This is a genomic window from Nocardia sp. NPDC004260, assembly GCF_053603155.1.
The window spans coordinates 1-22,010 of the sequence record NZ_JBSGEZ010000076.1 but is presented as its reverse complement, the minus strand read 5'-3'; the positions used below and the strand labels follow the sequence as shown (position 1 = coordinate 22,010).

Annotated in this window: 26 protein-coding genes; 21 read left to right on the top strand and 5 right to left on the bottom strand. The window is 65.8% G+C overall.

All coding sequences use genetic code 11. The features are described from left to right. Window positions 1–36: 36 nt before the first annotated feature. The 7 genes from ACWEO7_RS31555 to ACWEO7_RS31525 all read left to right on the top strand — a co-directional run bounded on the left by ACWEO7_RS31555 (window position 37) and on the right by ACWEO7_RS31525 (window position 7,420). Entirely contained in the window at window positions 37–315 is a 279-nt protein-coding gene (locus tag ACWEO7_RS31555) for a hypothetical protein (RefSeq protein WP_452428644.1), read from the top strand. After that, the gene (locus ACWEO7_RS31550; RefSeq protein WP_452428642.1) at window positions 312–1,598 is read left to right on the top strand and encodes a hypothetical protein; all 1,287 of its coding nucleotides are present in this window, start codon (window positions 312–314) and stop codon (window positions 1,596–1,598) included. Before ACWEO7_RS31555 ends, ACWEO7_RS31550 begins: the two co-directional genes overlap by 4 nt. Window positions 1,599–1,694: 96 nt before the next feature. After that, a complete protein-coding gene (locus tag ACWEO7_RS31545; protein ID WP_452428640.1) occupies window positions 1,695–3,482 on the top strand; it encodes a hypothetical protein in 1,788 nt (595 codons plus the stop codon). 103 nt (window positions 3,483–3,585) lie between these two features. After that, the gene (locus ACWEO7_RS31540; protein ID WP_452428639.1) at window positions 3,586–4,563 is read left to right on the top strand and encodes a hypothetical protein; all 978 of its coding nucleotides are present in this window, start codon (window positions 3,586–3,588) and stop codon (window positions 4,561–4,563) included. A gap of 95 nt (window positions 4,564–4,658) precedes the next feature. Then, complete coding sequence (locus tag ACWEO7_RS31535) at window positions 4,659–6,179, top strand: DNA recombination protein RmuC (RefSeq protein ID WP_452428637.1); 1,521 nt, start codon at window positions 4,659–4,661, stop codon at window positions 6,177–6,179. A 286-nt stretch (window positions 6,180–6,465) separates the two neighbouring features. Further along, window positions 6,466–6,849, top strand: a complete 384-nt coding sequence (locus ACWEO7_RS31530; protein WP_452428635.1) for a hypothetical protein — start codon at window positions 6,466–6,468, stop codon at window positions 6,847–6,849. Window positions 6,850–7,045: 196 nt separating this feature from the next. Continuing rightward, window positions 7,046–7,420, top strand: coding sequence for a hypothetical protein (locus ACWEO7_RS31525; RefSeq protein ID WP_452428633.1), 375 nt, complete (start codon window positions 7,046–7,048; stop codon window positions 7,418–7,420). Between the two features lie 34 nt (window positions 7,421–7,454). On the opposite strand, the gene ACWEO7_RS31520 is transcribed toward ACWEO7_RS31525, so the two are convergent. After that, the gene (locus ACWEO7_RS31520; protein WP_452428631.1) at window positions 7,455–7,970 is read right to left on the bottom strand and encodes a hypothetical protein; all 516 of its coding nucleotides are present in this window, start codon (window positions 7,968–7,970) and stop codon (window positions 7,455–7,457) included. A 265-nt stretch (window positions 7,971–8,235) separates the two neighbouring features. Continuing rightward, entirely contained in the window at window positions 8,236–8,793 is a 558-nt protein-coding gene (locus tag ACWEO7_RS31515) for a DUF7691 family protein (RefSeq protein ID WP_452428629.1), read from the bottom strand. 129 nt (window positions 8,794–8,922) lie between these two features. Here ACWEO7_RS31515 and ACWEO7_RS31510 point away from each other — a divergent pair, with 129 nt between their 5' ends. Then, window positions 8,923–9,057 carry a hypothetical protein gene (locus ACWEO7_RS31510; RefSeq protein WP_452428627.1) on the top strand — a complete coding sequence of 45 codons (135 nt, stop codon included), beginning with the start codon at window positions 8,923–8,925 and terminating at the stop codon, window positions 9,055–9,057. 175 nt (window positions 9,058–9,232) lie between these two features. Here ACWEO7_RS31510 and ACWEO7_RS31505 read toward each other — a convergent pair whose 3' ends face one another. Further along, window positions 9,233–10,285 (bottom strand): ATP-dependent DNA ligase, encoded by a 1,053-nt coding sequence (locus ACWEO7_RS31505; RefSeq protein ID WP_452428625.1) that lies wholly within the window; start codon window positions 10,283–10,285, stop codon window positions 9,233–9,235. Here ACWEO7_RS31505 and ACWEO7_RS31500 point away from each other — a divergent pair. From ACWEO7_RS31500 to ACWEO7_RS31490, 3 genes are all read left to right on the top strand, one after another. Next, window positions 10,260–10,442 carry a hypothetical protein gene (locus tag ACWEO7_RS31500; RefSeq protein ID WP_452428624.1) on the top strand — a complete coding sequence of 61 codons (183 nt, stop codon included), beginning with the start codon at window positions 10,260–10,262 and terminating at the stop codon, window positions 10,440–10,442. The genes ACWEO7_RS31505 and ACWEO7_RS31500 overlap by 26 nt on opposite strands. Before the next feature lie 351 nt (window positions 10,443–10,793). Then, on the top strand, window positions 10,794–11,336 hold the full coding sequence (locus ACWEO7_RS31495; RefSeq protein ID WP_452428622.1) for a hypothetical protein: 543 nt from the start codon (window positions 10,794–10,796) through the stop codon (window positions 11,334–11,336). Window positions 11,337–11,453: 117 nt separating this feature from the next. Further along, on the top strand, window positions 11,454–12,677 hold the full coding sequence (locus ACWEO7_RS31490; RefSeq protein ID WP_452428620.1) for a DUF1173 family protein: 1,224 nt from the start codon (window positions 11,454–11,456) through the stop codon (window positions 12,675–12,677). Window positions 12,678–12,783: 106 nt separating this feature from the next. Here ACWEO7_RS31490 and ACWEO7_RS31485 read toward each other — a convergent pair whose 3' ends face one another. Both ACWEO7_RS31485 and ACWEO7_RS31480 read right to left on the bottom strand, forming a co-directional pair. Beyond that, the gene (locus ACWEO7_RS31485) at window positions 12,784–13,149 is read right to left on the bottom strand and encodes a DUF397 domain-containing protein (protein ID WP_452428618.1); all 366 of its coding nucleotides are present in this window, start codon (window positions 13,147–13,149) and stop codon (window positions 12,784–12,786) included. Beyond that, window positions 13,146–14,039, bottom strand: coding sequence for a helix-turn-helix domain-containing protein (locus ACWEO7_RS31480; protein WP_452428617.1), 894 nt, complete (start codon window positions 14,037–14,039; stop codon window positions 13,146–13,148). Before ACWEO7_RS31480 ends, ACWEO7_RS31485 begins: the two co-directional genes overlap by 4 nt. A 362-nt stretch (window positions 14,040–14,401) precedes the next feature. On the opposite strand from ACWEO7_RS31480, the gene ACWEO7_RS31475 reads away from it, so the two are divergent. The 10 genes from ACWEO7_RS31475 to ACWEO7_RS31430 all read left to right on the top strand — a co-directional run bounded on the left by ACWEO7_RS31475 (window position 14,402) and on the right by ACWEO7_RS31430 (window position 21,811). Further along, the gene (locus ACWEO7_RS31475; protein WP_452428615.1) at window positions 14,402–14,791 is read left to right on the top strand and encodes a hypothetical protein; all 390 of its coding nucleotides are present in this window, start codon (window positions 14,402–14,404) and stop codon (window positions 14,789–14,791) included. Then, window positions 14,788–15,717 carry a hypothetical protein gene (locus ACWEO7_RS31470; RefSeq protein WP_452428613.1) on the top strand — a complete coding sequence of 310 codons (930 nt, stop codon included), beginning with the start codon at window positions 14,788–14,790 and terminating at the stop codon, window positions 15,715–15,717. The genes ACWEO7_RS31475 and ACWEO7_RS31470 overlap by 4 nt, the downstream gene beginning before the upstream one ends. Further along, window positions 15,714–16,067, top strand: a complete 354-nt coding sequence (locus ACWEO7_RS31465) for a hypothetical protein (protein ID WP_452428611.1) — start codon at window positions 15,714–15,716, stop codon at window positions 16,065–16,067. The genes ACWEO7_RS31470 and ACWEO7_RS31465 overlap by 4 nt, the downstream gene beginning before the upstream one ends. Before the next feature lie 874 nt (window positions 16,068–16,941). After that, window positions 16,942–17,415, top strand: coding sequence for a hypothetical protein (locus ACWEO7_RS31460; protein ID WP_452428609.1), 474 nt, complete (start codon window positions 16,942–16,944; stop codon window positions 17,413–17,415). Window positions 17,416–17,429: 14 nt separating this feature from the next. Then, window positions 17,430–17,999, top strand: coding sequence for a hypothetical protein (locus ACWEO7_RS31455; RefSeq protein ID WP_452428607.1), 570 nt, complete (start codon window positions 17,430–17,432; stop codon window positions 17,997–17,999). 139 nt (window positions 18,000–18,138) lie between these two features. Beyond that, a complete protein-coding gene (locus tag ACWEO7_RS31450) occupies window positions 18,139–18,870 on the top strand; it encodes a histidine phosphatase family protein (protein WP_452428605.1) in 732 nt (243 codons plus the stop codon). A 109-nt stretch (window positions 18,871–18,979) separates the two neighbouring features. Beyond that, a complete protein-coding gene (locus ACWEO7_RS31445; RefSeq protein ID WP_452428604.1) occupies window positions 18,980–19,201 on the top strand; it encodes a hypothetical protein in 222 nt (73 codons plus the stop codon). Continuing rightward, on the top strand, window positions 19,198–20,025 hold the full coding sequence (locus ACWEO7_RS31440) for an SAM-dependent methyltransferase (RefSeq protein WP_452428603.1): 828 nt from the start codon (window positions 19,198–19,200) through the stop codon (window positions 20,023–20,025). The genes ACWEO7_RS31445 and ACWEO7_RS31440 overlap by 4 nt, the downstream gene beginning before the upstream one ends. 47 nt (window positions 20,026–20,072) lie before the next feature. Continuing rightward, window positions 20,073–21,161, top strand: a complete 1,089-nt coding sequence (locus ACWEO7_RS31435; protein WP_452428602.1) for an NAD(P)-dependent oxidoreductase — start codon at window positions 20,073–20,075, stop codon at window positions 21,159–21,161. Beyond that, a complete protein-coding gene (locus ACWEO7_RS31430; RefSeq protein WP_452428600.1) occupies window positions 21,158–21,811 on the top strand; it encodes a hypothetical protein in 654 nt (217 codons plus the stop codon). Before ACWEO7_RS31435 ends, ACWEO7_RS31430 begins: the two co-directional genes overlap by 4 nt. Window positions 21,812–22,010: the final 199 nt, after the last annotated feature.

Sequence of the window (22,010 nt, the reverse complement as noted above, 5' to 3'; positions counted from 1 at the left end):
ACCTCCTGATCGCCGACCACCGGAGGGTGATGCCTCATGACCGCTGAGCGCGGCGAAACCGATACCGCCCGCCCCTGGACCGTGGGGCAGTTCCGCGACGCCCTCGCGGCGTTCCCGCCGGAGTTGCCGCTGGTGGCGATGGTCCCCGCCGACGGGGCCGATGACGAGTACGTCGACGAGTTCGCCGTCACCGGCGCCCCCGAGCGCGGCACGATCGATTGGGGCGACGGACGCGGGGAAGTCCTCGACGCCGCCGTCGTGTTCGAGGCACTGCTCGGCTACCGCCGGACCCGGCCCGCCCCCGACGCGCCGTGACCGCGACTCCGCTCGACCCGTCCATCCCGCCCGCTGAGGGCACCCGGACAGCGTCCGGGCGCGGCGCGGCCGTAGGCGATCTCGGCCCAATGCTGCGGCTGGTCACCGCCGACCCCGCAGAAGACGGATCCCCCACGGCCGCGGTCGATGCCTACGCCGCGGCCGCCGACGCGTACGCCGCGGCCGCCGATGCCGAGAACACCGTCCGCGCCTATGCCTCGGCATGGCAGCGCTTCGTCGTCTGGTGTGAGTCGAACGGGTACACCGCGCTGCCCGCCGACCCGCGCACCGTCGCGGCCTACCTCGCCGCGGCCGCCGACGACCCCGACGGGCCCGCCGCGGTGTCCACGCTGGTGGTGGCGCGTTCCGCGATCGGCCATTTCCACACCGAGGCCCGGCTGCCCGATCCCACGGCCGACACCTTCGTACGCCGAGTCATGCGCGGGATCCGCCGCACCCGCACCAAGGGCGGCAAGACCGCTCGCCAGGCGCCCGCGGCGACCCTGCCGGTCATCCAGGCCGTGGTGACCACCGCCCACACCGAGGCCCGCACGTGGCGCCAGGCTGTCGCCGCGCGCCGCGATATCGCGCTGACCGTCGTGCTGTACGCCGCCGCGCTGCGCCGCAGCGAAGCCGTCGGACTGAGCCTGGGCGACCTGACCGTCGTCGACGGGCCGGACAACGATCAGCGGCTGCGAATCCGGTTGCGGGGCAGCAAGACCAGCCAAACCGACGTCGAATACCTGTACTTGAAGCGTGGTAGCGGCGATGCTCTGTGGTGCCCGTGGTGTGCACTGCAGCGGTGGCTGGCCGTGCTCGCCGTCGCCGACGACGCCGTGATCACCACCCGACGACGCCTGCGCGCGGCCAACCGCATCGACGAGGACGCGGTCACCGACGCCGCGTCCATCGCCGTGCAACGACACCTCCGCCGCGACACCAGCGACCCGCACGAGCACCGCTGCGCCGGGCCCTGGCCCGCGCCGCACCGGGCCGCTGACGCGCCGGTGTTCCGGCCGGTGTCCCACGGTGGTCTCCCGCACTTCGACACCGCGCTGTCGGACCGTTCCGTCGGCCGCATCCTCGCAGACCGCTCCGCCGCGGCCGGCGTCGAGCCGCTGCGCGGCCACAGCCCCCGCGCGGGCGTGGCCACACACCTGTGGGACACCGGCGCCACCGTCGCGGAGGTCATGGCCTTGACCCGCCACAAGCGCGTCGAAACCGCCCTGCTCTACGACCGCCGCCGCGCCCAACGCTCCGCCGACGTGGACACCGGCCTGTGACACCAGCTGACTCGCAATATATGTAACTGCTAGACCATCGCGCGGAAGCCGGAGCACGGTCCAGCTCAGCGCCAGGCATGAAAGGAACTGCTCGCGGTGAGCATCGACTGGGACCAGATCGGCCAGCAGCGATTCGACCGGATCGTCGAAGTACTGATCACCCGCCGCTACTCCAACGCACTCGTGATCCCGGTGAACGGCCGCGGCGGTGACGGCGGCATCGACCTGGAAGTACGACAGGGAGATCGTCTGCGCATCTTCCAGCTCAAGTACTTCCCCGAGGGCTTCAGCGGTGGTTTCGCGAAATCGCGGCGAGAGCAGATCAGGCGCTCCTACAACAAGATGCTCGAGGAGAAGCCCTATGAATGGGTTCTGGTGGTGCCGAACAATCTGACTCCGATCGAGCGGAAGTTCGTCGACGGTCTCGGCAAGGGGGCAGATACTCCCCGTCGGCGCGTGATCGATCGGACAGGTCTGGACGACCTGCTCGTCGACTTCCCCGAAGTCGACCGGTGGGCGCAACGCAACACCACCACCGAGCTGTTCGAGAACGCGAAGATCATGAACCGTGAGATCGACAATCTCCTCGGTCCCGACGACCTGGCTACCCGCGTCGGCAACCTCGGAAAGCTGGCCGATTCGGTCGATCTGGACTGGACTTACGACTTCCACCGGGTCGGCGACACCGTGACCCAGGTTCTGCGGCCACAGCATTCGCGCGCTCACATCGTGAACCCGGTGCACATCACCGTCCGCGCGCAGTTCGGGCCGCAGCACACCCAGTTGCACGAGCAGTTCCAGCGGAAAGTCAAGTTCGGCACGGGCGAGCGGGTGGCGCTGCCGCCCGAGAACGTGAAGGGTATCGACGTCACCGGTCCTGAGCACGTCGCGCGCCAGTTCGACTCGGGCGACGTGGTCATCGACGTCGGCAAGGCAGCGCCGGGTGTCGGGCGCCTGATGGAGCTGCGCTTCTCCGACGAGGACGGCACCATCGTGTCAGCCCATGAAGGCCGCATCACCCACCTCGGAATCGGGACAGACGGATACGCCTTGGAAGCGACGTTCTACGATGACCGCCTCACGGTGCGAATCATGTTCCCCGAATCACCTGAAAAGCAGGAGATTCCGCCCACCGCGCAGGTCTCGCACAATATCCACCAAGCGCGGCCGCGGGTTGTCCTCGACGTTCTCGGGTTGGTGCGCCAGCTGCGCACCGCGCACAAGGTCGAGGTCTTCATCGAAGGCAACTTCTTGCTGTCGGTGTTGAAAAATGGCGACAACGAGACCGTCAGCGACGATCTGATCCTCGAGGAGTTCGCGGCCGATCTCGACATCGTGCAACAGCACTGCGGACAGTACTTCGCCCTCCCCGACTCGATCTCGGCACGCGATCGCATCGAGATCCGCGTCGCGCGCATCCTCATCGACGGTGGCATCGTGGCAGCACCACAGGCCGAAGTCGTGACCCTCACCTTGTCAGGTGAGAATTCCCCCCAGCTTCGAGACACCCTCGCAGAAGCAGAAGTTCCGGTAGTCGTCGTACACGAGAACTACACGGTGTCCCTCGGGGGACGGGTCCTGCCGCTCGGGCCGGTGTGGGTGTTCCATCACGCCGCTTCCCCGGTGGACTCGGCGTCGGTTATTGCCGCGTTGGACGCTGGTGAAGCTGCCGGGCTGAAGGTTAATTTCGTGCCCACCCACGACCCCTACTTCTTCGTCGCCTCCGCTGAACTTCCGGAAGACCGACTCCACAACCAGCCCCAGACCCTGTGGGAACTGAACGGAATCACCCAACCACGCCAGGACCGACCCCTCGCAGCCGTCGACGCTGACAACCCCTCACCAATTCCGGCCGTCGCCGAGACAGGAGAGCCCACACCGTGATCACGCGATCGTGCGGCCGCGTTTGCACCCGGCTGGTGGCAGCGATCGGCAGTTCCGCCCTGTGTGCGGCCGCCTCGTCGTCTCCAGCCGAAGCTCGCGCGCGATGACCCGACCGAGCCGCGAATCACCGAGCACTCCCCCACTGTCGCAATCGCCGCATCTGACCACTCTCGTTGCCGGACTCGGGCGCGAACACGCCCGGGAATGGCGACAGTTCGCCCGCTGGGCGGCCGCTGCCGACCACACCGCGCTCCCGGCCAATGCCGCCACGGTGCTGGCCTACCTCGCCGAGCACCCCGGCACTCCCGCGACCCAGCGCGGCCGCGTCACCGCCATCAACACCGCACACCAGCGCGCCGGCCACCCCGCCCCGGGTGAGGCCGAAGCCGTCCGGCGGGCCCTGAACCCCGGCCGCGGCGCCCGGCTCGACGCCGCCCGCGACCGCGCCGCCGCGCTGCTGCCTCAGCTGCCGGTCACCGGCTGGACCGACGGCCTGCACGGCCGCCGCGACGCGGTCATCCTCCTGCTGGCCACCTCCGGGCTGTCCTGGCGGCAGATCGCCGCCCTGACCCAACGCGAGGTCACGGTCACCGACACCGCGGTGACGATCGGCCCACAGCCGCTGGTCGAACTGCCCGCCACCGGGCTTCCCGCAAGCTGCCCGGTCCGGGTGTTTCGGCGCTGGATCGCCGTCCTCGCTCACGCGCCCAAGGCCACAGGACACCTCGAGATGGAACGCATCCTCACCTCGACCACCGAGGCCGACCCCAGCCCCGTCTTGCCCCCGGTCTACGGCGCGCTGCCTTTCCTGACCGACTTCGACGACCGCGGCCTGGCCACCGGATATGTCGACGAACTCGACCCACTGACCGCCGAGACCATCGCGGCCATCACCACCGAACACCTACTGCGACAACATGGTTCAACGCCCGCCGGTGATCTCGACCCCGACTACTATGCGCGCGGCGTCGCGGCTCGCTGGCGCACCCAGCCGATCCTCGACGAACTCGACGACCTGCTCGACCGCTTCGACGCACTCACCGCACGCCTGACGCTCAACGATTTCGAGACCGGTATCTGAACTCCTGGCGGGTGTTCACCGAACACCGCGCTGTCCACCCGGCCTCTCCGCAGCCGACGCGAAGCGAGCTTGGCCGGTGTTGTTGTCGGTGGGGTGTGGCATGCTCTGCGCCGATCGACACCCCCGAGTTCTGGTCGATCGTCTGCGTCACCTCAACCGGCAATGTGTGGCAAGCCGGTGCCCGAAATCATCTGATCTATGGAGGGTTTGGCGTGATCAGTTCGATTGCTTTCATTATCGTCGTTGTCATCGTCGCCGCGCTGGCAGCGGGTGCCGGATACATGGTTTCGCGCGGCCGCGCCAACGGTGCCGAGGAACGTGCCCGCCAAGAACACCAGCAGGCTGAGCGGGCTCGTAGCGAACGCGACGCCGCAGTGGCGCAGGCCCAGGCGTTGCAGCAGCAGCTTCAGGAGGCCGCCGCTGTGCAGGGTGGCCTGCAAGCCCAGCTGGATGGCGAGCGGCAGCGGTTCGCCGAACAGTTGGGCCTGCTGCGCGGCGCTCAGGAGGAGATGCAGCACACCGTTCGGCAGATGGCCGGGGAGGTCTTGCAGCAGTCCGGTTCACAGCTGATCGCGCGGTTCACCGAAATGACCGATCACCGCGCGAAGGCCACGGCCGGGGAGATGGATCAACGCAAGAGCGCGATCGAAGCCATGGTCACACCGCTGCACCACGCGCTCGACAAGCTCTCTACCAAAGTGCAGACATTCCACGAAAGCGGTGTCGGCGCGTTCGCGGCGGTTGCCGAACAGGTGAAGATGGTGAATCACACCAACGAGCGAATCCGCAAGGAGACCGAGCAACTGGTCAACGCGCTGCGCAAGCCGGGAGTCCGCGGGAAGTGGGGGGAGCTTCAACTGCGCACCATCGTGGAAGCCGCCGGCATGGTCGAGCACGTCACCTTCGAGCAGCAAGTGCATGTCGTCACCGACGACGACACCAAGAATGCGCGTCCGGACATGGTGATCAACCTCGGCGGCGGCAAGACGATCGTCGTGGATGCGAAAGCGCCGTGCGGCGCGTTCCTGGAGGCGCAGGAAGCTGACGACGAGGCTGCCTGCCAGGAGCGTGTGGCCGCTCATGCACGCAATGTCCGCCGCCACGTCGAACAGCTCGCGGCCAAACAGTACTGGTCGCAGTTCGCATGCACCCCGGAATTCGTGGTGATGTTCCTGCCCTCCGACGCCTTCCTGCACGCAGCCCTGGACCACGACCGCGGGCTGTGGGATTACGCGATCGCCAGCAAGATCATCATCGCCACCCCGACGAATCTGCTGATGTCGCTGCGCACGGTCGCGTACATGTGGCAGCGACAGTCGCTTGCCGAGAACGCCGAGCAGATAGCGCAACTCGGCGGCGAGTTGTACAAGCGGATCGCCACAATGGTCGAACACCTCAACGCTACGGGCAACAGCCTGGGGAAGGCTGTCGAGAACTTCAACAAGACAGTCGGCTCCTTCGAGGGCCGCGTACTTCCCAGCGCCCGGAAAATGGCAGAACTGCGCGGGGCCGACGCCACACTCAAGGACCTGGCGCCCATCGAACGCAGTGCACGAGCACTGACATTCCCGAGCACCGCTGATCCCGACACCGACAGCGGCGCAGGCGTGGCCTGATCTCACCCCGCCGCTCGGCGACACTGCCGCGCCGGTGGAGCAAAGATCGACTTCGACGACACCGGCCCGGGGCAATCCTCCCGGGCCGGCGCCTGGCTCGATCGTGCCCACCTACACCCTCGCGCGGGATTTCCCCATCGCGGATCTGCCCGGCCCGACCGAGGCAGCTGCTCGAGGCCGACACCGTTGTTCGGCCACGGCGTCCTCGTCGGCCATGATCGAACTGAGCCGGAACCGGTGCGGCTGTTCGGCCGGATCTGGTGTGGGTTCGGGCATTCTGAGTGACGTGGTCGACGTTGCCCACGGCCGCCTGCGTGGCGTGTTCATCATCGAAAGTATCCGTCCTGATGCCGCTTTGCCGAATCTGGACATAACCGTGGACGCCATCACACGGATTCGGCCCGCTTCCCCGGGCCCGGGGCAGCCGGGCATCTGGACACTGGTCGAGTTCGGGGCCGCCGACGCAGCTGCCGAACGGCTAGCCGCAACGTTCGCCGCTGCACTCCAGCCGGGCCCCTGGTATGTCGACTTCCATACTGCGGAGAAGACCTTCGTGGTCTTCGCGGGACGTGTGTTCCGATACGCTCCCGACGACACCGAAGCACGTTCCCTCGCGGCGGCTCATGGCCGAGCAGTCGGGGTCCCGGAACACCAGCTCGATTGGAACTGAACTCGCTTCGCGAGCCCGGCTCGTGGGACTGTGCTCATAGGTTCACGTGATGATCGGTGTCATGGGTGACGCCGGGCACCGATGGATGTGAATGTTCGACGTCGTGTCCAGTGCTGACGCGGGTTCGGTTCTGACTGAGGAGGACTTCGATCATCGGCGTGTCTCCGACCGGCAAGAGGGCATATCGTTGTCGGGCATGGCAACAGCAGAGATTTCGATGGACGATGCCCTGTTCGCTCATGTGCAGGAGGCGGCCGGGGAGAACCTGTCGGAGTGGATCGCCACGGCCTGCCTGCATCGGCTGCTGAAGCAGGGCGTGCGGGCTGCGGTCGTCTGGGAACGTGAGCACCCGGACGAGGCCGCTGCCGCGCGGGCCGAGGAGGCGGTACGGCAGCTGGAGGCCGAGGCCGAGTCCGAGGTCCGCTACCAGGCAGAGGAAGCGGCCCGCCGCCGCGGTGGTGACGGCGCCGAACCCACCCCCGCAGAGATCGCCGCGGCCGAGGCCCATGTCCGGGCTCTGCTCGAGCGAGCCGACCGGAAACTGCGAGATCAACAGGAAGATGGGCAGTGAACTCCCCCGCGCTTCCCGAGGTTCTGGCTTGCGGCTAGTGCGCGGGCCGCTCGGTCGGTTGCAGGAGTCCGGCGGCTCGGCAGTCCAAACATTCCCATGCGGAGGCGTCGCCGCGTGCGGCGGCGTCGGCCACGTGCGGGCCGGTGCCCCAGGACAGTTCGCCGCCGCAGTGCGGGCAGGTGCTGGGCAGCTCGTCGGGTGAGTTCACCGAGATGAACGTGTTGTCGATCGGGTAGCCCACGCTGGCCAGTGCTTCGGCGGCGGCCCGTTCCACCTCGACGTACCAGTCCTGCACCTCGGCGGACCGCAACGCAACCGGTTCGTCCAGGACCCAGATCAGCTCGCCGCGGGCAGCGGCCTGGGCGGCGAACTGCTCGGGAATCCGGTCGCGATGAGCCGCGCAGGTACCCAGCACCGCGGCGTGTCGACTCGCCTGGCCACCACCCTCGCCGTCGTCGGAAAGCTTCAGAACCGCGATGAAACCCAACAGCCGGGTGGTCGTCTTCCCGCACACCGCGCAGGTGTACACCGGGGTAATCGTGCGCGCCATCACCCCAGTCTGCCCTTGCCCCAGAGTTTCACGGGCGAGTTCGGTCGACCCTCAACGCCCCGACAGGGTCTCAATAAGCCGCGTGAAGATCACGCGACCGATCTCATCCGGCATGCTCGGCGCAGATCAGCCCGTGCCGAGGGCGCTCGCGTCATCCGTGACCGAGGATTCCGGTCCCGCACCCACTCACCGCACACCTGACGCTCGACGATTTCGACGTGAATGCCTGGACGCCCGGTGGGCGTGACCCGCGGTCTGGGCACGATCAGTAGTGGAAGCTCACCAGGTCGAGGTCGTCATCGACACACGTGCGGACCCAGCCGCGGAGTTCGGTCACCGATTCGGCGATCTCCTCATCGCCGATCCCCGACAGATCGGCGGCCGCGAACGCGTGAGCGACCGGCTCCAGCTCGGCGCGGGTGAAGTGCCCGATAGCCGGGAAGTCCTCGATCTCCGGCAGGGAGATCGGAGAGCCGGAGAAGGCCAGATCATGCGGATCGAAGTCGACACGCAGACGGTCTAGAGTGTCGCCGACCTTGTCGAACCACGAGGTACTGATCGGATACCAGTAACGGTTGCTCAACGCGCCGCCGAACCGTGCGCACAGAATCTGCAACGCCAACCCGAACGGCGCGCCGTCGCTGCCGCTGTGCTCCTCGGAAAAGAACAGCTCCCGCAACGCCGTCCGGACGGCCTCAGAGCAAGTCGTGGCCCGATGGACATCCACCATCCAGTCGAAAAATGCCTGCGGGTCGCCGGTATGCGCGGAGGGCGCCGCCAGCACCTCGACATCCACCGCGTACGCCATGATCCCGTATCCCACACCATCTCCCCGTATCCGTCTTCGGCACGACGTCTCGATCGACCACGTCGATCTCACTGTCGCATGTCACGCCGACATACCTCGATGGACCGACGGATGGCCTGGCAGCCGCACTCGGCTGACACTGTCATGCCAGCGCCGCAGAACGTGTTCATCTTCGCCCAAACCTACGACAGCGACATAGATTTCGCCGCAGCCGCGGTCCTGAAATCCACCGTCGTGTCGCTGTGTCTGCTCCTGGTGTGGCAGCTCCTGGTCACCTGAAAGCGCGCGCAGAACGAACAACGCCAGCCGCGATCCCAGCGTCCTCGCGAATGCCCACATCAGCGCGGGATCCGGTGCCTTCCGCTTCCGGCAGGTGCCGACGACACCAGAGGTTCCCTGACCGCCCCTTTCAGGATCTCGGTGACCTTTCCACGAGGATTGATGGTGGGCCGGGTCAAGTAGGTGGAAGCAGCACATCTCGGATCGCGACATCGCGGCGCAGCCCGCGCCAGCTCGGGTGCCGGAGTGTGGTGCCGACAAGCTCTCGATACTCCACCGTTCCGACCAGGTGGGGTTTTACCCAGCGCGCCGCCGCTACCCGCCAGGACGGTGCGGGCCGGTCGAACGGGCTGTCGCTCGTCGCCAACGCTGTCAGCCGCTCGAGCAGATCCCGGCGCGCTGCCACGGTGAGACCGGTGCCGACGTGTCCGACATAGACCAGACGCTGCGCCTGGTCGTACGCGCCGAGGATCAGCGAGCTGATCGCTCCACGCTCGCCGCCGCGGCTACTGGGTACCCAGCCGGCGACGATCACCTCCATGCTCTGACGAATCGTCGTCTTCAGCCACAGCCGAGAGCGCGTGCCCGGCCGGTAGACGGAGTCGACGCGCTTGCTGACTACACCCTCCAGACCGTGGGCGGCAGCGGTGTCCAGCATGGTGTCGACCGGGACGAAGGTCCAGTACGGAGGGGTTCGTACCCGGGGGCTGGTCAGGTGCAGGTCGGCCAAGCGGGCGCGTCGGTCGATGTAGGGCAGAGACATGGTGCTGTCACCGGCCAGTTCGAGGAGGTCGAACACGAACAGCTGCACTGGCACGGCCCGGATCAGCTCGGCGGTGGGCCGGGTCAGATGCATGCGCTGCTGCAAACGGGCGAACGACGGCGCCCCGGTATCCAGGTCAGGTGCGACGATCTCGCCGTCGAGGACCATGCCGGTGCCGTGAGTGACCTCCGTGAGCGCGGTGCGGAGTTCAGGAAACGATGCGGAGACATTGTTGCGGTTGCGGCTATAGAGTTCAGGCTGCCGACGGGAGGTGTCGCAAATGGCGCGCATTCCGTCCCACTTCATCTCGATCGCCCAACGGCCTGGTGCATCGGGCGGCCGCCCTGCGGTCGCCAGCATCGGCGCTGGCACAGACACAACAGCCAGCATATATCGAGCAAATACCGACTCGGTGGTGTCGTTCGTTAGGCTACCGACTGTGCAGTTCGAGGAAGGCTCGCTCATCCATCTGGTCGCTGGTGGGGTCAGCGTGTTTCGCATCATCGAGATCGGCGTCGACGGTGACCTGACCAAGGCCCTCGTGCAAGCCGTCGCCGATGCCCCGGGAAGCTACCCGTGGCCGACCGATCTGACCCACGCTGTGCCCGCCGCGCAGCCGTAGCAGCTCACAGTCTTCTGCTTCGTCCGCTTGAAGTCCGACGAGGTAGTGTCGCGGCGGCCGCATGCGGCGGTGGCCTGTGACTGGCGGTCGAACACCGCTGGCTGGGTGCGAGCGTTTGTGCTGCCCACGGCCGCGGACACCCCGGGTAGGTCTACCTCACCCATCGCCCGGTCCGACGCTCACATCGAGCACACCCTGGTGGTACGGCTGCGCACTGCCTCAAGAGGCATTAGAGTCACTTGCTGAACTGGAAATGCCTGTCGTGCAGATAATTTCAGCGTTGATGGCGCAATGGCTTCAACGCAGGGCACCACGTCGCTATCCATAATCGGGGGTCAAGAGGGGGCTTCGGTGGACAACGGGTTCGGGCCGTTACCCGACATCGCCACCGTCATGAGAGTGCTCGCACGCACCGCCGAGGTAAGGACGGATGCTGCCGGAGGTCTCGATGGCGGGATACTCGAGCACCTTGCCGGCCTGGTCGAAGCGCATCGGCGCATGGCCGCTGCGCAGCCTGACTGGGACGCTGCGGAGTTGACATGGACCCCCGGGCAGCAGGCACCGCTGTTGACCGTGGCGGGTGGGAACGCCGAACCATTCGCCCATGCGTGGGAAGACGCGCAGCGGCATATGCACAAAATCGACCTCGAATGCAGCAATGTCTTGGGGAAACCGGATGCCGCAGCCGTGGAACACCATGAGGGCTTGGGCGCCGTTTTCGGCCGCGCCGCTCACTTGTACACAATCTCGTTCCATCGATTCGTGCTCGACGGCCCGGAGGGCAGGAACCGTCAGCAACTCGGCCGTGCTCTGGTCTCCTACGAGAGCCTGGCCCGCGATTTGATCTGCGGCAGAAAGTATCTGCCTTCGCCGTACAGACGCCCGGATTCATGAGCCCCGGGCTTCTCTCGTAAGGGGCGTTTCGAGAGAATCCGGCTTCTAGACCGCTTGACGGCTGGGCTCGATACCGTGGATTCAGACGTGCTGAGGTTTGGGTGTCGGAGGGGCCGGATGGACTACGTCGACTGGGTGCAACTGGCGGAGCGCAGAATTCGGCTGGACGAGGTGCGCGGCGATCCGGATCGGTGGGTACGGCTGTTGTCGGCGGCACGGACGAATCGCAGCGCGGTGTGCCTGTGCCAGCCGGAGCCGTTGCGGTTGGTGACGCGGTGTTCGGCCGCGGGCCGGCATTCGTTGGCGGTATGGCCGCTGGAGGGGCCGCTGCATGATGCGCGGTGCGCTTTCCACCACATAGATCAGCGGTTGAGCGGGCGTGGTGAGTACTCTTCCGCGGCGATCCGGGAGATCGATGGCGAAGTGTGGATCCGATTCTCGGCACCGCTGGAGTCGAACGCCTCCGATACGCCGCAGACGGCGTTGATCAGTGCGCTGTCCTCGAGAGTAGATCGAAGCACCGTGGGCTTGGTCGGGTTGCTGCATCACTGGTGGGACGGTGCGAAGCTGACCTCATGGCAGGCGGGAAGAAAGCCTCGTCGATGGAGCGAGGTCGCCACGGCGCTGAGCGAGCAGGTCGACGCCAGCAGGATCAGTCGCCGCCCAGGCAGTGAGGTGGTGTACGTAGTGCCTCCGTTCCGTGAGGAGGCGGCGGCGGCGAACGCTGCGGGCTTCGATCGGTTCATCGATTCGTTGCGCGCTGCTCGAAATCACGTGCGCCGCGGCTTCGTGCTCGGTGAAATCAAGGAATTCGAGAAGTCGAAGCACGGATTCCGGTATCAGCTGGCACAGCAGAGGCCGCGAACACGGGGATACGTCTACGTGTCGGCGACGGTGCACGAGCGGATGCAGCGGTCGTTCCGCAGCGCATTCTCCGAGGCCGCGCGATCGGTCGGGGGCCGAAAGATCGTGTTGTTCTACGTCGAGCGCTCCCCAGGCGGGTACGTCACGGGATTGGACGCGGCGGTGATGCTAACCAACGGCGGGTACGTGCCCGCGGATTCGTCATACGAAGTGCGGATGGCGGACGCTCTGGTCGCGGCCGGGCGATCGTTCACGAAGCCGCTGATGTTCGACGCGGACGCTGATGCGGTGTTCCCCGACTTTGTGCTGACCGATGAAGGGACCACGGAATCGTTTGTCGAAGTGTGGGGCTTGCCGGGGCGGGCGGAGTATGAGGCGCGGAAGCGGGAAAAGAAGGCGGTGTACCAGCAGGCCGGTGCACGATTGATCGAGTGGACAGTTACAGAGCCGATGCCCTCGCTGGCACGGGTGGCCTAGCGGCCTCCCGGGACTGCCAATGGGTGCGGCGCGGAGGGATGAAATTGGCGGCCCACCTCAGTAGTGGGCCGCCAATCTGGTTGAGTTGCGGTGGTGGCCGTCGTGGTTATGCGACGGCGGTGGCGGTGATGTCGAACTCGCCGCAGCGGACGCCGTAGACGAAGGCATCCCATTCAGCGCGCGTGTAGCTCAAGATCACACCTGAGCAGGTCAACTGCGTTGTACCGTCGCCGACTGCTATGGCTCGCAAGCGGCCTGGCCTGAGTGTCAACGTCCGTTCAGCGATCTGATCGACGAACGCAGCCCACTCGTCCTTGGTGACTGTGATGATCGGTTCTGCGTCCGGGTCGTTGAGCGGATCGCGCAAGTATTTGCTGTCCCGGATCGACACCGAGCTGATGCCCTCCAGGACCTCGACGCAGGCGCCGCTGTTGTTGCTGCGGGTGGCTTTGCGCCAGACGCCGGTAGTCATCGTTGGAGTCCTTCCATTGCAGAGATGATGAGTTGCCGCGACTCCTTCTCGCTGAGCGCCTTCCGCTCGACGTCATCCCAGGCGAGCTCGTAGCTGCGGAACTCGTCGGGCTTGTTCAGATACATCGACCCGGTCAGCGTGTCGACGTACGCGATCGGTGGTTCCAGGCGCTCGCCGTTGGAGCCAGTAGGAAAGTCGAGAAGGATGAAGGCCGAGGCTGCCATGCCGCCGTGGACACCAGACTCGTAGGGAAGGATGCGGACGGTGATGTTGACTTGGCTCGACACCTTCAGCAAGTGATCGAGCTGGTTGAACATCACGCCCGGTTCTCCTACCGGCCGGCGAATGACGGCTTCGTTCAGGACCGCGTCGAGGCGCGGAGCGTGTGATCGGGTCAGAATGCCTTGTCGTTCGAGGCGAATCTGTACACGCTGTTGGACTTCGGCGTCATCGAGCAACCCGGCAGGTGTCCGTGCAAGCTGTTCGATGTAGTCGGGTGTTTGCAGTAGTCCGGGGATTAGTTCGGATTCGTACTCTCGGATGGACGCTGCGCTGTCCTCCAGGATCACGTACAGGCTGAACCACTCGGGCATGTCTTCCGAGAAGCTCTCCCACCACTGCTTGGTCCTCCCGTTCCGTGTTGCGGTGGTGTAGGCAAGCAGCCGCTTCCGCTCATCGGGACCGACTTCATAGACGTCGAGGATTGCTTGGACGTCGACGTCACGAAACCGAATGCCGAGGTTCCCGTCCTCCATCCGGGCGATCGTGGAGACGCCCTTCTGCAGCGCGGCGGCAGCCTGCTTCTGCGTGAGGCCAGCAGCCTCGCGCAGTTCCTCCAAGCGACGTCCGATGTGTCGCCGCAGAACCGCCTCGCCGACATTGACGGACATGCGTCGTCTCCTATCGCTCAAATGCCGGTCACTCAATTGAACACCTTCAAATGATTGCAGGCAAGAAGACGCCGTTGTCTAGCGATCTGCATGACTTCCCTTTTTTTGAACGACATTCATTCGATTGCTTGCTATCTGATGGTAGCTCGTAGGACACTAGCTCATATGACTGAGGTCACCATGTCCATGGAGACGGCGGAGTGGCCCGGCGGAGAGAACTCCCAGCGTGAGGCGGCATACGTGACTGTTCTGGTGACGGAATCCGACAGCGTCCACATCGGAAGACCCCCGGCTATCGAGTACGCCGACCCGGATCAAGACCTCGGCCGATGCGGAAGTTCAATCGATAGGCGGACCGCGTGATGACTGTCGCCCTCACCGACATCCGAATCGCCACTGACCGCTCGCATGTCTCTGCGGTCTCGGTAGGCGGAGGCGGCTGGGTCATCGAGCAACTGCGCGGCCGAACCTTCACCCAGCCACAAGCCCTTGGCGTCGTTCAATTCGCGAATGTCGTCGGCGAGGGACTGGATTTACATCCCGTTGATGACCCGATCTGGCGTGAGGCTATGTCGTGGCTGCGGTGCGTCGGACTGTCGATCCGGGAGGCCGTTTGCTTGCTCGACCTGCCCTGTGACCCAGGCGATTTGCCATCGGATCTGATGTTGGCGGAGCGCGTCGTCAACCTGGTCGACGGAAGGCGATCGCCGGTGCAGACCGTGGTTGTTGCGCTGACCAGGTGGTTGCGATGACGCCGGTGTTCGGATACCTGCGGATTCCACTGATCGACCCCGCTCGGATGGCCGCCATACAGGCGCGGCTCGCTGAAACTGCAGCGGCGTACGGCGGCAGCCTCAACGGGAGGTTGTTCTTCGAGCACGGATGCCCAGCACGGTTCCTCTGGTCGCTGCTGACCGAGTCCGACCCGGCAGCCGCCGACCGACTGGAGTTGGTGGCGCAGGAGCGCGGCATCGCTCTGGACCTCCTGCTGGAGGCGACGGCGCCGACGACAGCATTGTGGCAGCTCCTGGCCGCTCTCAACGCAGCAGGAGGCGGCCATGTATTGATTCCCTCTCCCGCGCACCTCGAAGGAACAGGTACACCGAAAGAGACTGTGCATCGCATGATCTCGGCCATTCACGGGGCCAAGATCGTATGGGTCGATGACCAGCAGCCGCTCAGCTCAGACCCGCACGGCACGACGGCCGGATTGGTCGCCGAGTTCCGCGTGAATCCCTTCGGCGCGGCAACCGCGCTTGCACGGGCGACGGTCGAACAACGGCTCGGGCGCGCAGGCCTCCGGCACATGGTCGGGGCAGTCGATGCAGTGATGGTCGAAGTGGTCGGCGCGGCGGAGCGGCGATGGGCCAACAGCGTCGACACGCTCACCGAGGACCTGTCTGTTCGTGTGCTCTGCCCTCCGGGCACCGCCATGTTGGTGGTGGAAATACACGAAACCCGCGATATCTCCGACATCCCGGTCAGCGACGCCCTCCGGCGGACCTGCAACCCGCTGGTCGGAGGGAAAGTCGCCCGGTTCCGGGCACCGGGGGGCGGCACGGTGACGCTGTGCGAGCTGCCGCTGCCACCAGCCGACCCCGACGTGAGTCGAAGCGATGCGGATCCCCAGACCTTCACAGGACCGATGGTGGCAGCCGAGGGCGGAGGTGCACGATGACGCTCGAATCAGCGGCCGCGATCGTCTGGGCCGAACAGTCCGAAACCGACATCCCAGCCCAAGCCGCCGCGCTGGAGGCGCTGGCGGACCAGAAGGGGCTGAAGCTCGGAGGAAAGCCGATCGTCGCACGCACCGGAGCGGAACTCGCCCGCATCATCGCCACGCTCGCGGCCGAAGTGATCGTGGTGTCGAGCGCGACGATCACCCAAGGATGGCTGGACGTAATGCGCAGCCGCGCTGACGTGGTCACACCACTGCGACGGTGGCCACGAACCGATCCGGACGCACCAACACCACACCCACGACGGTGTCCGAGTGCTGGTAACCGAACTCGGAGTCGGGCGCGGTGATGCGGGATGGATATGCATCTGACGGTGGAGTTCGCGTCATGCCCCGCTTTGCACTACCGGGCCGAGGCGGCTGTTGCCGAGCAATTCGCATACGAGATGACGCGGTGGGGTTCGGCGGTAGTGCGCATCGACAACAACGTGACGCCGGGTTTGCCAATACTGCCGTGTTGGGAGCTGTACCGGCCATGACACGTGACGCCGGCCGCCCGATCGCCCGACCGGTATCTCACTCGATGAAGCTGACACCCACTACCTGGGGCCTGCTCAACGAGCGACACCCGATGCTCGACGCAGCCGGCGAACTCGCGTCCCTACACGCTGCCCGACTCGCACATGAGCCCGGTGCCCTCCACCGAATCGACGCGCATCGGCTTCGCCTGGCCCGCCCGATCGACCACTACATCAGTCTCGCCACAGCAGACCGCGGCCGACGACGCGAGTCGGAACACCGAGCCCGCTGGTGTGGCGCTCGACCGGCTCTCCACCTGGTGCGCAATCACCTACACCCCCGGCCCCGGCCTGACCGGTCAGGAGCTCCACTCCGTCGAGACGCATGCTCTTCAGCTATCCGACAGCCTCGACGATCTGCTCTACGACCTCACCGCAGGACACTGCGCCGTCCCGACTATCTGCCGCTTGCCATGCATCACGATTCCGTCGGCATCCAGATGGCCTCCCATCGCCGGCCGCGGTCCTGACTCATCAATTCCGTTTCACACCAACGTCAATAGGAGAGACACAGAATGTCCGACAGGACTTCCGGGCCACGAGATTGGATCACCACCGCACTGCTGCTGGTCGAGCTTGTATTGCTGGTCACCGTGCTGAGACGCCGAAGGGCCGATCGCTCGGATCGATCCAGCGGAATCGGCCGGTGACCACCATGGTGTGGGCGGCGCCCGCAGCAGCGAGGATGGCCGCTCGATACCGGGACGTCAATGGCCTATGCGGCGCCGACGTGATCTCCGGCGACCAGATCATGCTGCGTGTCGGTGCCATCACTGGGCTCCGCATCGCGCATCCCCTGGCGGACCTTGTCCGCGCTGAGGTGGTGCAGCGAGGTCTGCGGACACCAACGATCAAGTACTCGCGGGGCGGGAACCTGATGTTCCTGGCCACCGCACCGTCAGGTGAAACCGGTTTGGACAACGAGTTATTCAGGAACTTCGCGGTGCGCATGAGTTGCGGAGCGATGATCGCGCTACCCGGCCCCACGAGCGGTGTTCGCACCTGGCTCGATGCCCCGGAGGAAAAGCTGCGGATCGATTTCGACACCCTCGCCCGCATCACGATCGAGGTGGCCTCGACAAGATCGGACCGCCGGAAAAGAACACTCTCGACCGCCTGAACTGAGAGGAAAACATGGAACAAACCGGTGGACCTGGCGGGCCAGAGATTTCGCAGCTGCCCGACATGGACCGGCTGCTCGCACTTTGGAGTGGGGCGCAGAAATCGGCGACAAATCTGGAACACGCAGTCCAAGTCGTCATCACGCTCTGGATGACCGTTCTCCAGGGTGTCAACTTCTCGAAGCCCGACGATTTACAGAATCGACTTTTCGTAGGTGCATCGGCTGGCCTGGATACCATCCGGCGCGTACTCGATGACGAAGTGACCTGGCATCTGGGGAATCGGCCGGAAGCGGTGGTCCTTGTCGATGACGACCGCTCCGATATCGTCACCGCCGGAGAATTTATCGAGAGAATCGCCATGCTGGTCGCGATCCAAGACAAATGGCCGCCGGAACTGGGCGAGTGCCCGCTAGGGCCCGCCATGGTGCAGTTCGGGCAGCGCTACAACGAACTGATCACAGGCGTAATGGCAGGTAGTTGCCCTCAGCCTCGCCGCCGAACCGACGGTGCGCCTCCAGTCCCGCGACCGCGACGCATCCACCTGGCAGCCCTCCCCCAACGCGACGGCTCGGTGCGGTGATCGATTCCGTGTTCGCCCGGATTCTCTCGTACTGATCGCTGGCGCTCACTCGCGCAGGCGCAACCCCACCCGGGGCTTGCGCCAGAAAAAAGACCGGCGCAACCAGTGCGACCAGGTTTCGAAAAGCAGAGGACTGAAAATGAAGGCGGCCATTCAGGTCGATGACCTCGGGGTCGAGGTCACCACGCGATTGAGCTTCATTCGACACGCGATGTCGGAGTCAAACGCGGCTCAGCAGATACAAGGCGAAGCCACCTGCAAGGGTTTGACCGAGCTGGGACGCGAGCAGGCTGTGTGCTTGGCGAGGCGAATCGAAATCGACCATGCCGATGATCGGATCACGCAGGTCTATTCGACACCGCTGGCGCGTGCCCTCGAGACAGCCCGGCCCGTGGCGGAGGCGTTGGGACTCGAAGTCCAGCACGTCGCAACGTGGCGCTACGCCAATTACGGCGCAGCCGAAGGACGCAGCTGGCGCGAAGTCTACGACCAGTTCCCAGGCGTGCATCCGGCACTGCACCCGGACTTCCCGGTCGCCGAAGGCGCCGAGACGGCAACAGCATTTCGGCTGTCGACTCGCGAAGCTATCGCCGAACTCGTGCGACGGCACACCGGAGAACACATCCTCCTCTTCGGATCCACGGAGAACCTGAGGGCGGCCGAAGAGGAGCTGCTGGAGCTTCCACCGGACTCACGCTGCCGAACGAAACTCGCGATCGACCACACAGGCATCATGACCTGGGACCTAGTACCTGCCCCATGGTCCCCGGCCGGGCGCCGCGCGGTACTGGTGCGCCACAACGACTCCAGCCACCTGCCAACATCTCAGCGGCACAGCCGCTTCCGCGCGAGGCCGGTGTTGGGCTCGTGAGCGCAACCATCCTCGAGGACACCAGGACACAAATCCGGGACTGGCCGAGCGACGCGCCGGTGAGCGGCCCCGGACCGCACGCCGTTCCGGACCGGATCGAGGTCCGGTGATGGCAGACGCTCTGCGGCCGGGCTACCTGGACCCGGCGACGCTGACTCACGCGCGCCGCAACATTCACGACTGCTGCACTGACCCGGGGCCGCTGACGCACGAGCAAGCCCTACAGGCGCAGCGTCTGCACCACGACCACTTGCCCGTCTGCCAGGTGCAACGCCGCGTCGTCGAATCCTTGTCCTCCGCCGGTCGCCAACAGCAGGGCGAGGTCGGATGAGCGATCGCAAGCGACAGCACCAGGACAAGAGACCGGCGCTGGATCCGCACCGCGCGCACTGCGGCCGCATCCACGATGTGCTGCTCGGCGCTGGCAAGGACGCCTACATGGTGGACCGTGAAGCGGGGCAGGAACTGATCGCGCAAGCACGCCCCGTCCAGGTCGCCGCGCGGGCGGCGCGGCTGTTCTTGCTGCGAGCGGTGCGCTATCTTGCCGCCGAGCGCGGAGTGAGCCAGATCGTCGAGCTCGGCTCCGGATACCCGTGCCCGCCGAACCTGCACGAGGTGGCGCGAACGGCGATACCAACGGCACGCACGCTCTATGTGGACAACGATCCGGTGGTCGCGGCGCACGGCAACGCCCTGCTGGCCGACGCCGACTTCGCGTACGCCGATCTGACCGACACCGACACAATCGTGCGCGCAATCGCCAAGGTCATGAATCCCTGTAGGCCGCTGACGGTCTGCCTGGGATTCGTGGCGGAATTCCTGCCCGATCCCCGATCGGTGATCACCGCGGTCGCTTCCGCAGCCCCGCCAGGGTCGTACGTGGTGCTCAGCCACATCGGTGCCGACATCGACACCGGTGCGGTCGAGCGCGCCGCACAGATCTACCGCCGCTACGACATCGGCTTCTGGCCGCGCACCCGCGAGGAGATCGCAGGAATTCTCGCCGACTGCGAGCTGATCGAACCCGGCCTAGTACCCGCGGATCAGTGGAGGCCGGACAGAAACCTCGATCGGCTCCACGTCACATGCCTGCAATGGAAGCCACTCCCGGCGACCGAAATCTGCTGCTACGCCGCGGTCGGGAGGCTGCGATGACTTGCCTCCAAAACCCGCGACCACGTATCGGAACATCCGTAGGAAAGATGCAGAAGCGAATGCACCAGGAAGCGGCATCGGACACCCCGGATGTCCTGGTGGTCGATGACGGATTCCTCCCGGCGACATGGCCATTCCTTCGTGACCGGCTGCATGGTGGCTTAGTCGACCGGGACTTCACGGTGATGTGGGAAAGCCTTCCCCCCGGGCGGCGTCTTCGCGATATTCCCGGCGTAGCTGAAGTGCCGGCCCTGGTAGTACTCGGCATCGAACCGGACACGGCCGACATCGCGGCACTGTCGAGGTTGGCTGTGGTGGCAGGCGCCACCGGCGGTGCCGGCCTAGCGGTCGCTCAGCAGCTGGCGGAGAGGGGCATTCCCTACGTCGACGGAGAACGTGGCCGCAGTCATTCGCAGGCGGAAATGGCGATCCTACTGATGATGGCCGGACTGCGGCAGCTACCGACCTGGCACGCCAAGATGGCAGTGGAAGGGCCCGGGGCGTGGCCGCTGCCGACCTGGCAGTACTGCGATCACCCCGGCTACGTTAACGGGACGGTGCGCGGCAAGCGCGTAGCGGTAGTGGGTCTGGATTCAGTCGGAATGCACATCGCGGACCTGTGCCTCGCACTGGGCGCCTCCGTAGCCGCGGTGGATCCCGACGCACACGACATTGATTTCACCGTGTGCGACGTACGACGCATCGACCTCGAACAAGTGGCCGAGGCCGCGGAGGTCGTGGTGGTGGCCTCCGGCTCGACACGGCTGCGGCTGACCGCCGACCTGGTGAACCGACTCGCGCCGGGATCGCTGGTGGTCACGGTGAACCGTGCTGGGATCGACCTGGATGCACTGCGTGCGCGCGTACTGCGTGATGAATTGGCATGGGCCACCGACGTCCACCAGAACGTGCCCGTCCCGCTCGGGGATCCGATCCTCGCTCGCGACAATGTCGTCCACACGCCCGGCGTGGCCGCGCGCACCCGCGACGCCAACCTCGCGGTCGCCGACGTCCTGGTGGACAACGTGACCCGCGTCCTGTTCGGCGCCCCACCGCTGCCGTGGGATTGCATCCCACTCGCTCGCGGCGTTGAGGACTTCGGCGACCGGCTCCACGGGGCGGGAGCGAAAACGTGAGCGCGGTAACCAATCTCGCCTACCCTGCCAAACCATTCGGTCAGCCGGGCCATGCCACCGGCCCGGAGACGCCCACGGTGGCCGCGCTGGCGGTCACGGCATCAGGCGCCGGTCTGGCATACGCGACCTTCGATGCGACTCGCCCCCACGATATGGAGGCCGGTCCTGAGAAGTTCACCTTCGGCTATGAGGTGCTGCGCGACGTCGGACCAGAAGCGGAGTTCAGTGCGGTGCTCGATCGTCGCGTGGCCGAATGTGATCTCTACGCCGAGGTGATCACAGGTCATGACGTGGCGGGCATGCTCGAACCGCTGTGCAGCGCGGCCGGTGGCCAGGCCGAGCTGCCGTGTTTGAACAAGTACGCGACGTTGTGGCCGAACCGTCGCGAGCGGCGGCCGCCGCGCGGCCGTGCCCCTCTGCTGGTGGACACCGCGTTTGATCTCGATATCTCGGTAGCGGATCTGCCGCGTACGTGCGCGGCGGCGAAGCTGTCGAGTGTTCATCTGAACGCTGCTCGCGACACGTGGCGGCTGCCTGTCACCTCAGCGTTTGCATCAGCGCTGTTGACTGCCCAATCGCTGGGATGGTGCAAATGGAAGGCGCTTGACCTGGATCCGCTGGTAGCGGAGTCGGCGCGAGAACGACGGTAACCGTCCACGCCAGCAACGCGCCCTGACCTCGCCGTGATCAACGTGCTCGCCAGAGCCCTTCGAGGATGACCGTCGCGCAGCGGAATCTGCCCGACGGCCATCTAAGAACTCAGTTCAGAATGAGTTTGCGGAGGCATATGACGGCGCAGGCGAGGCTGAGTAGGGCTTGGTGGATGTCGGCGCGGCGTTCGTAGCGGAT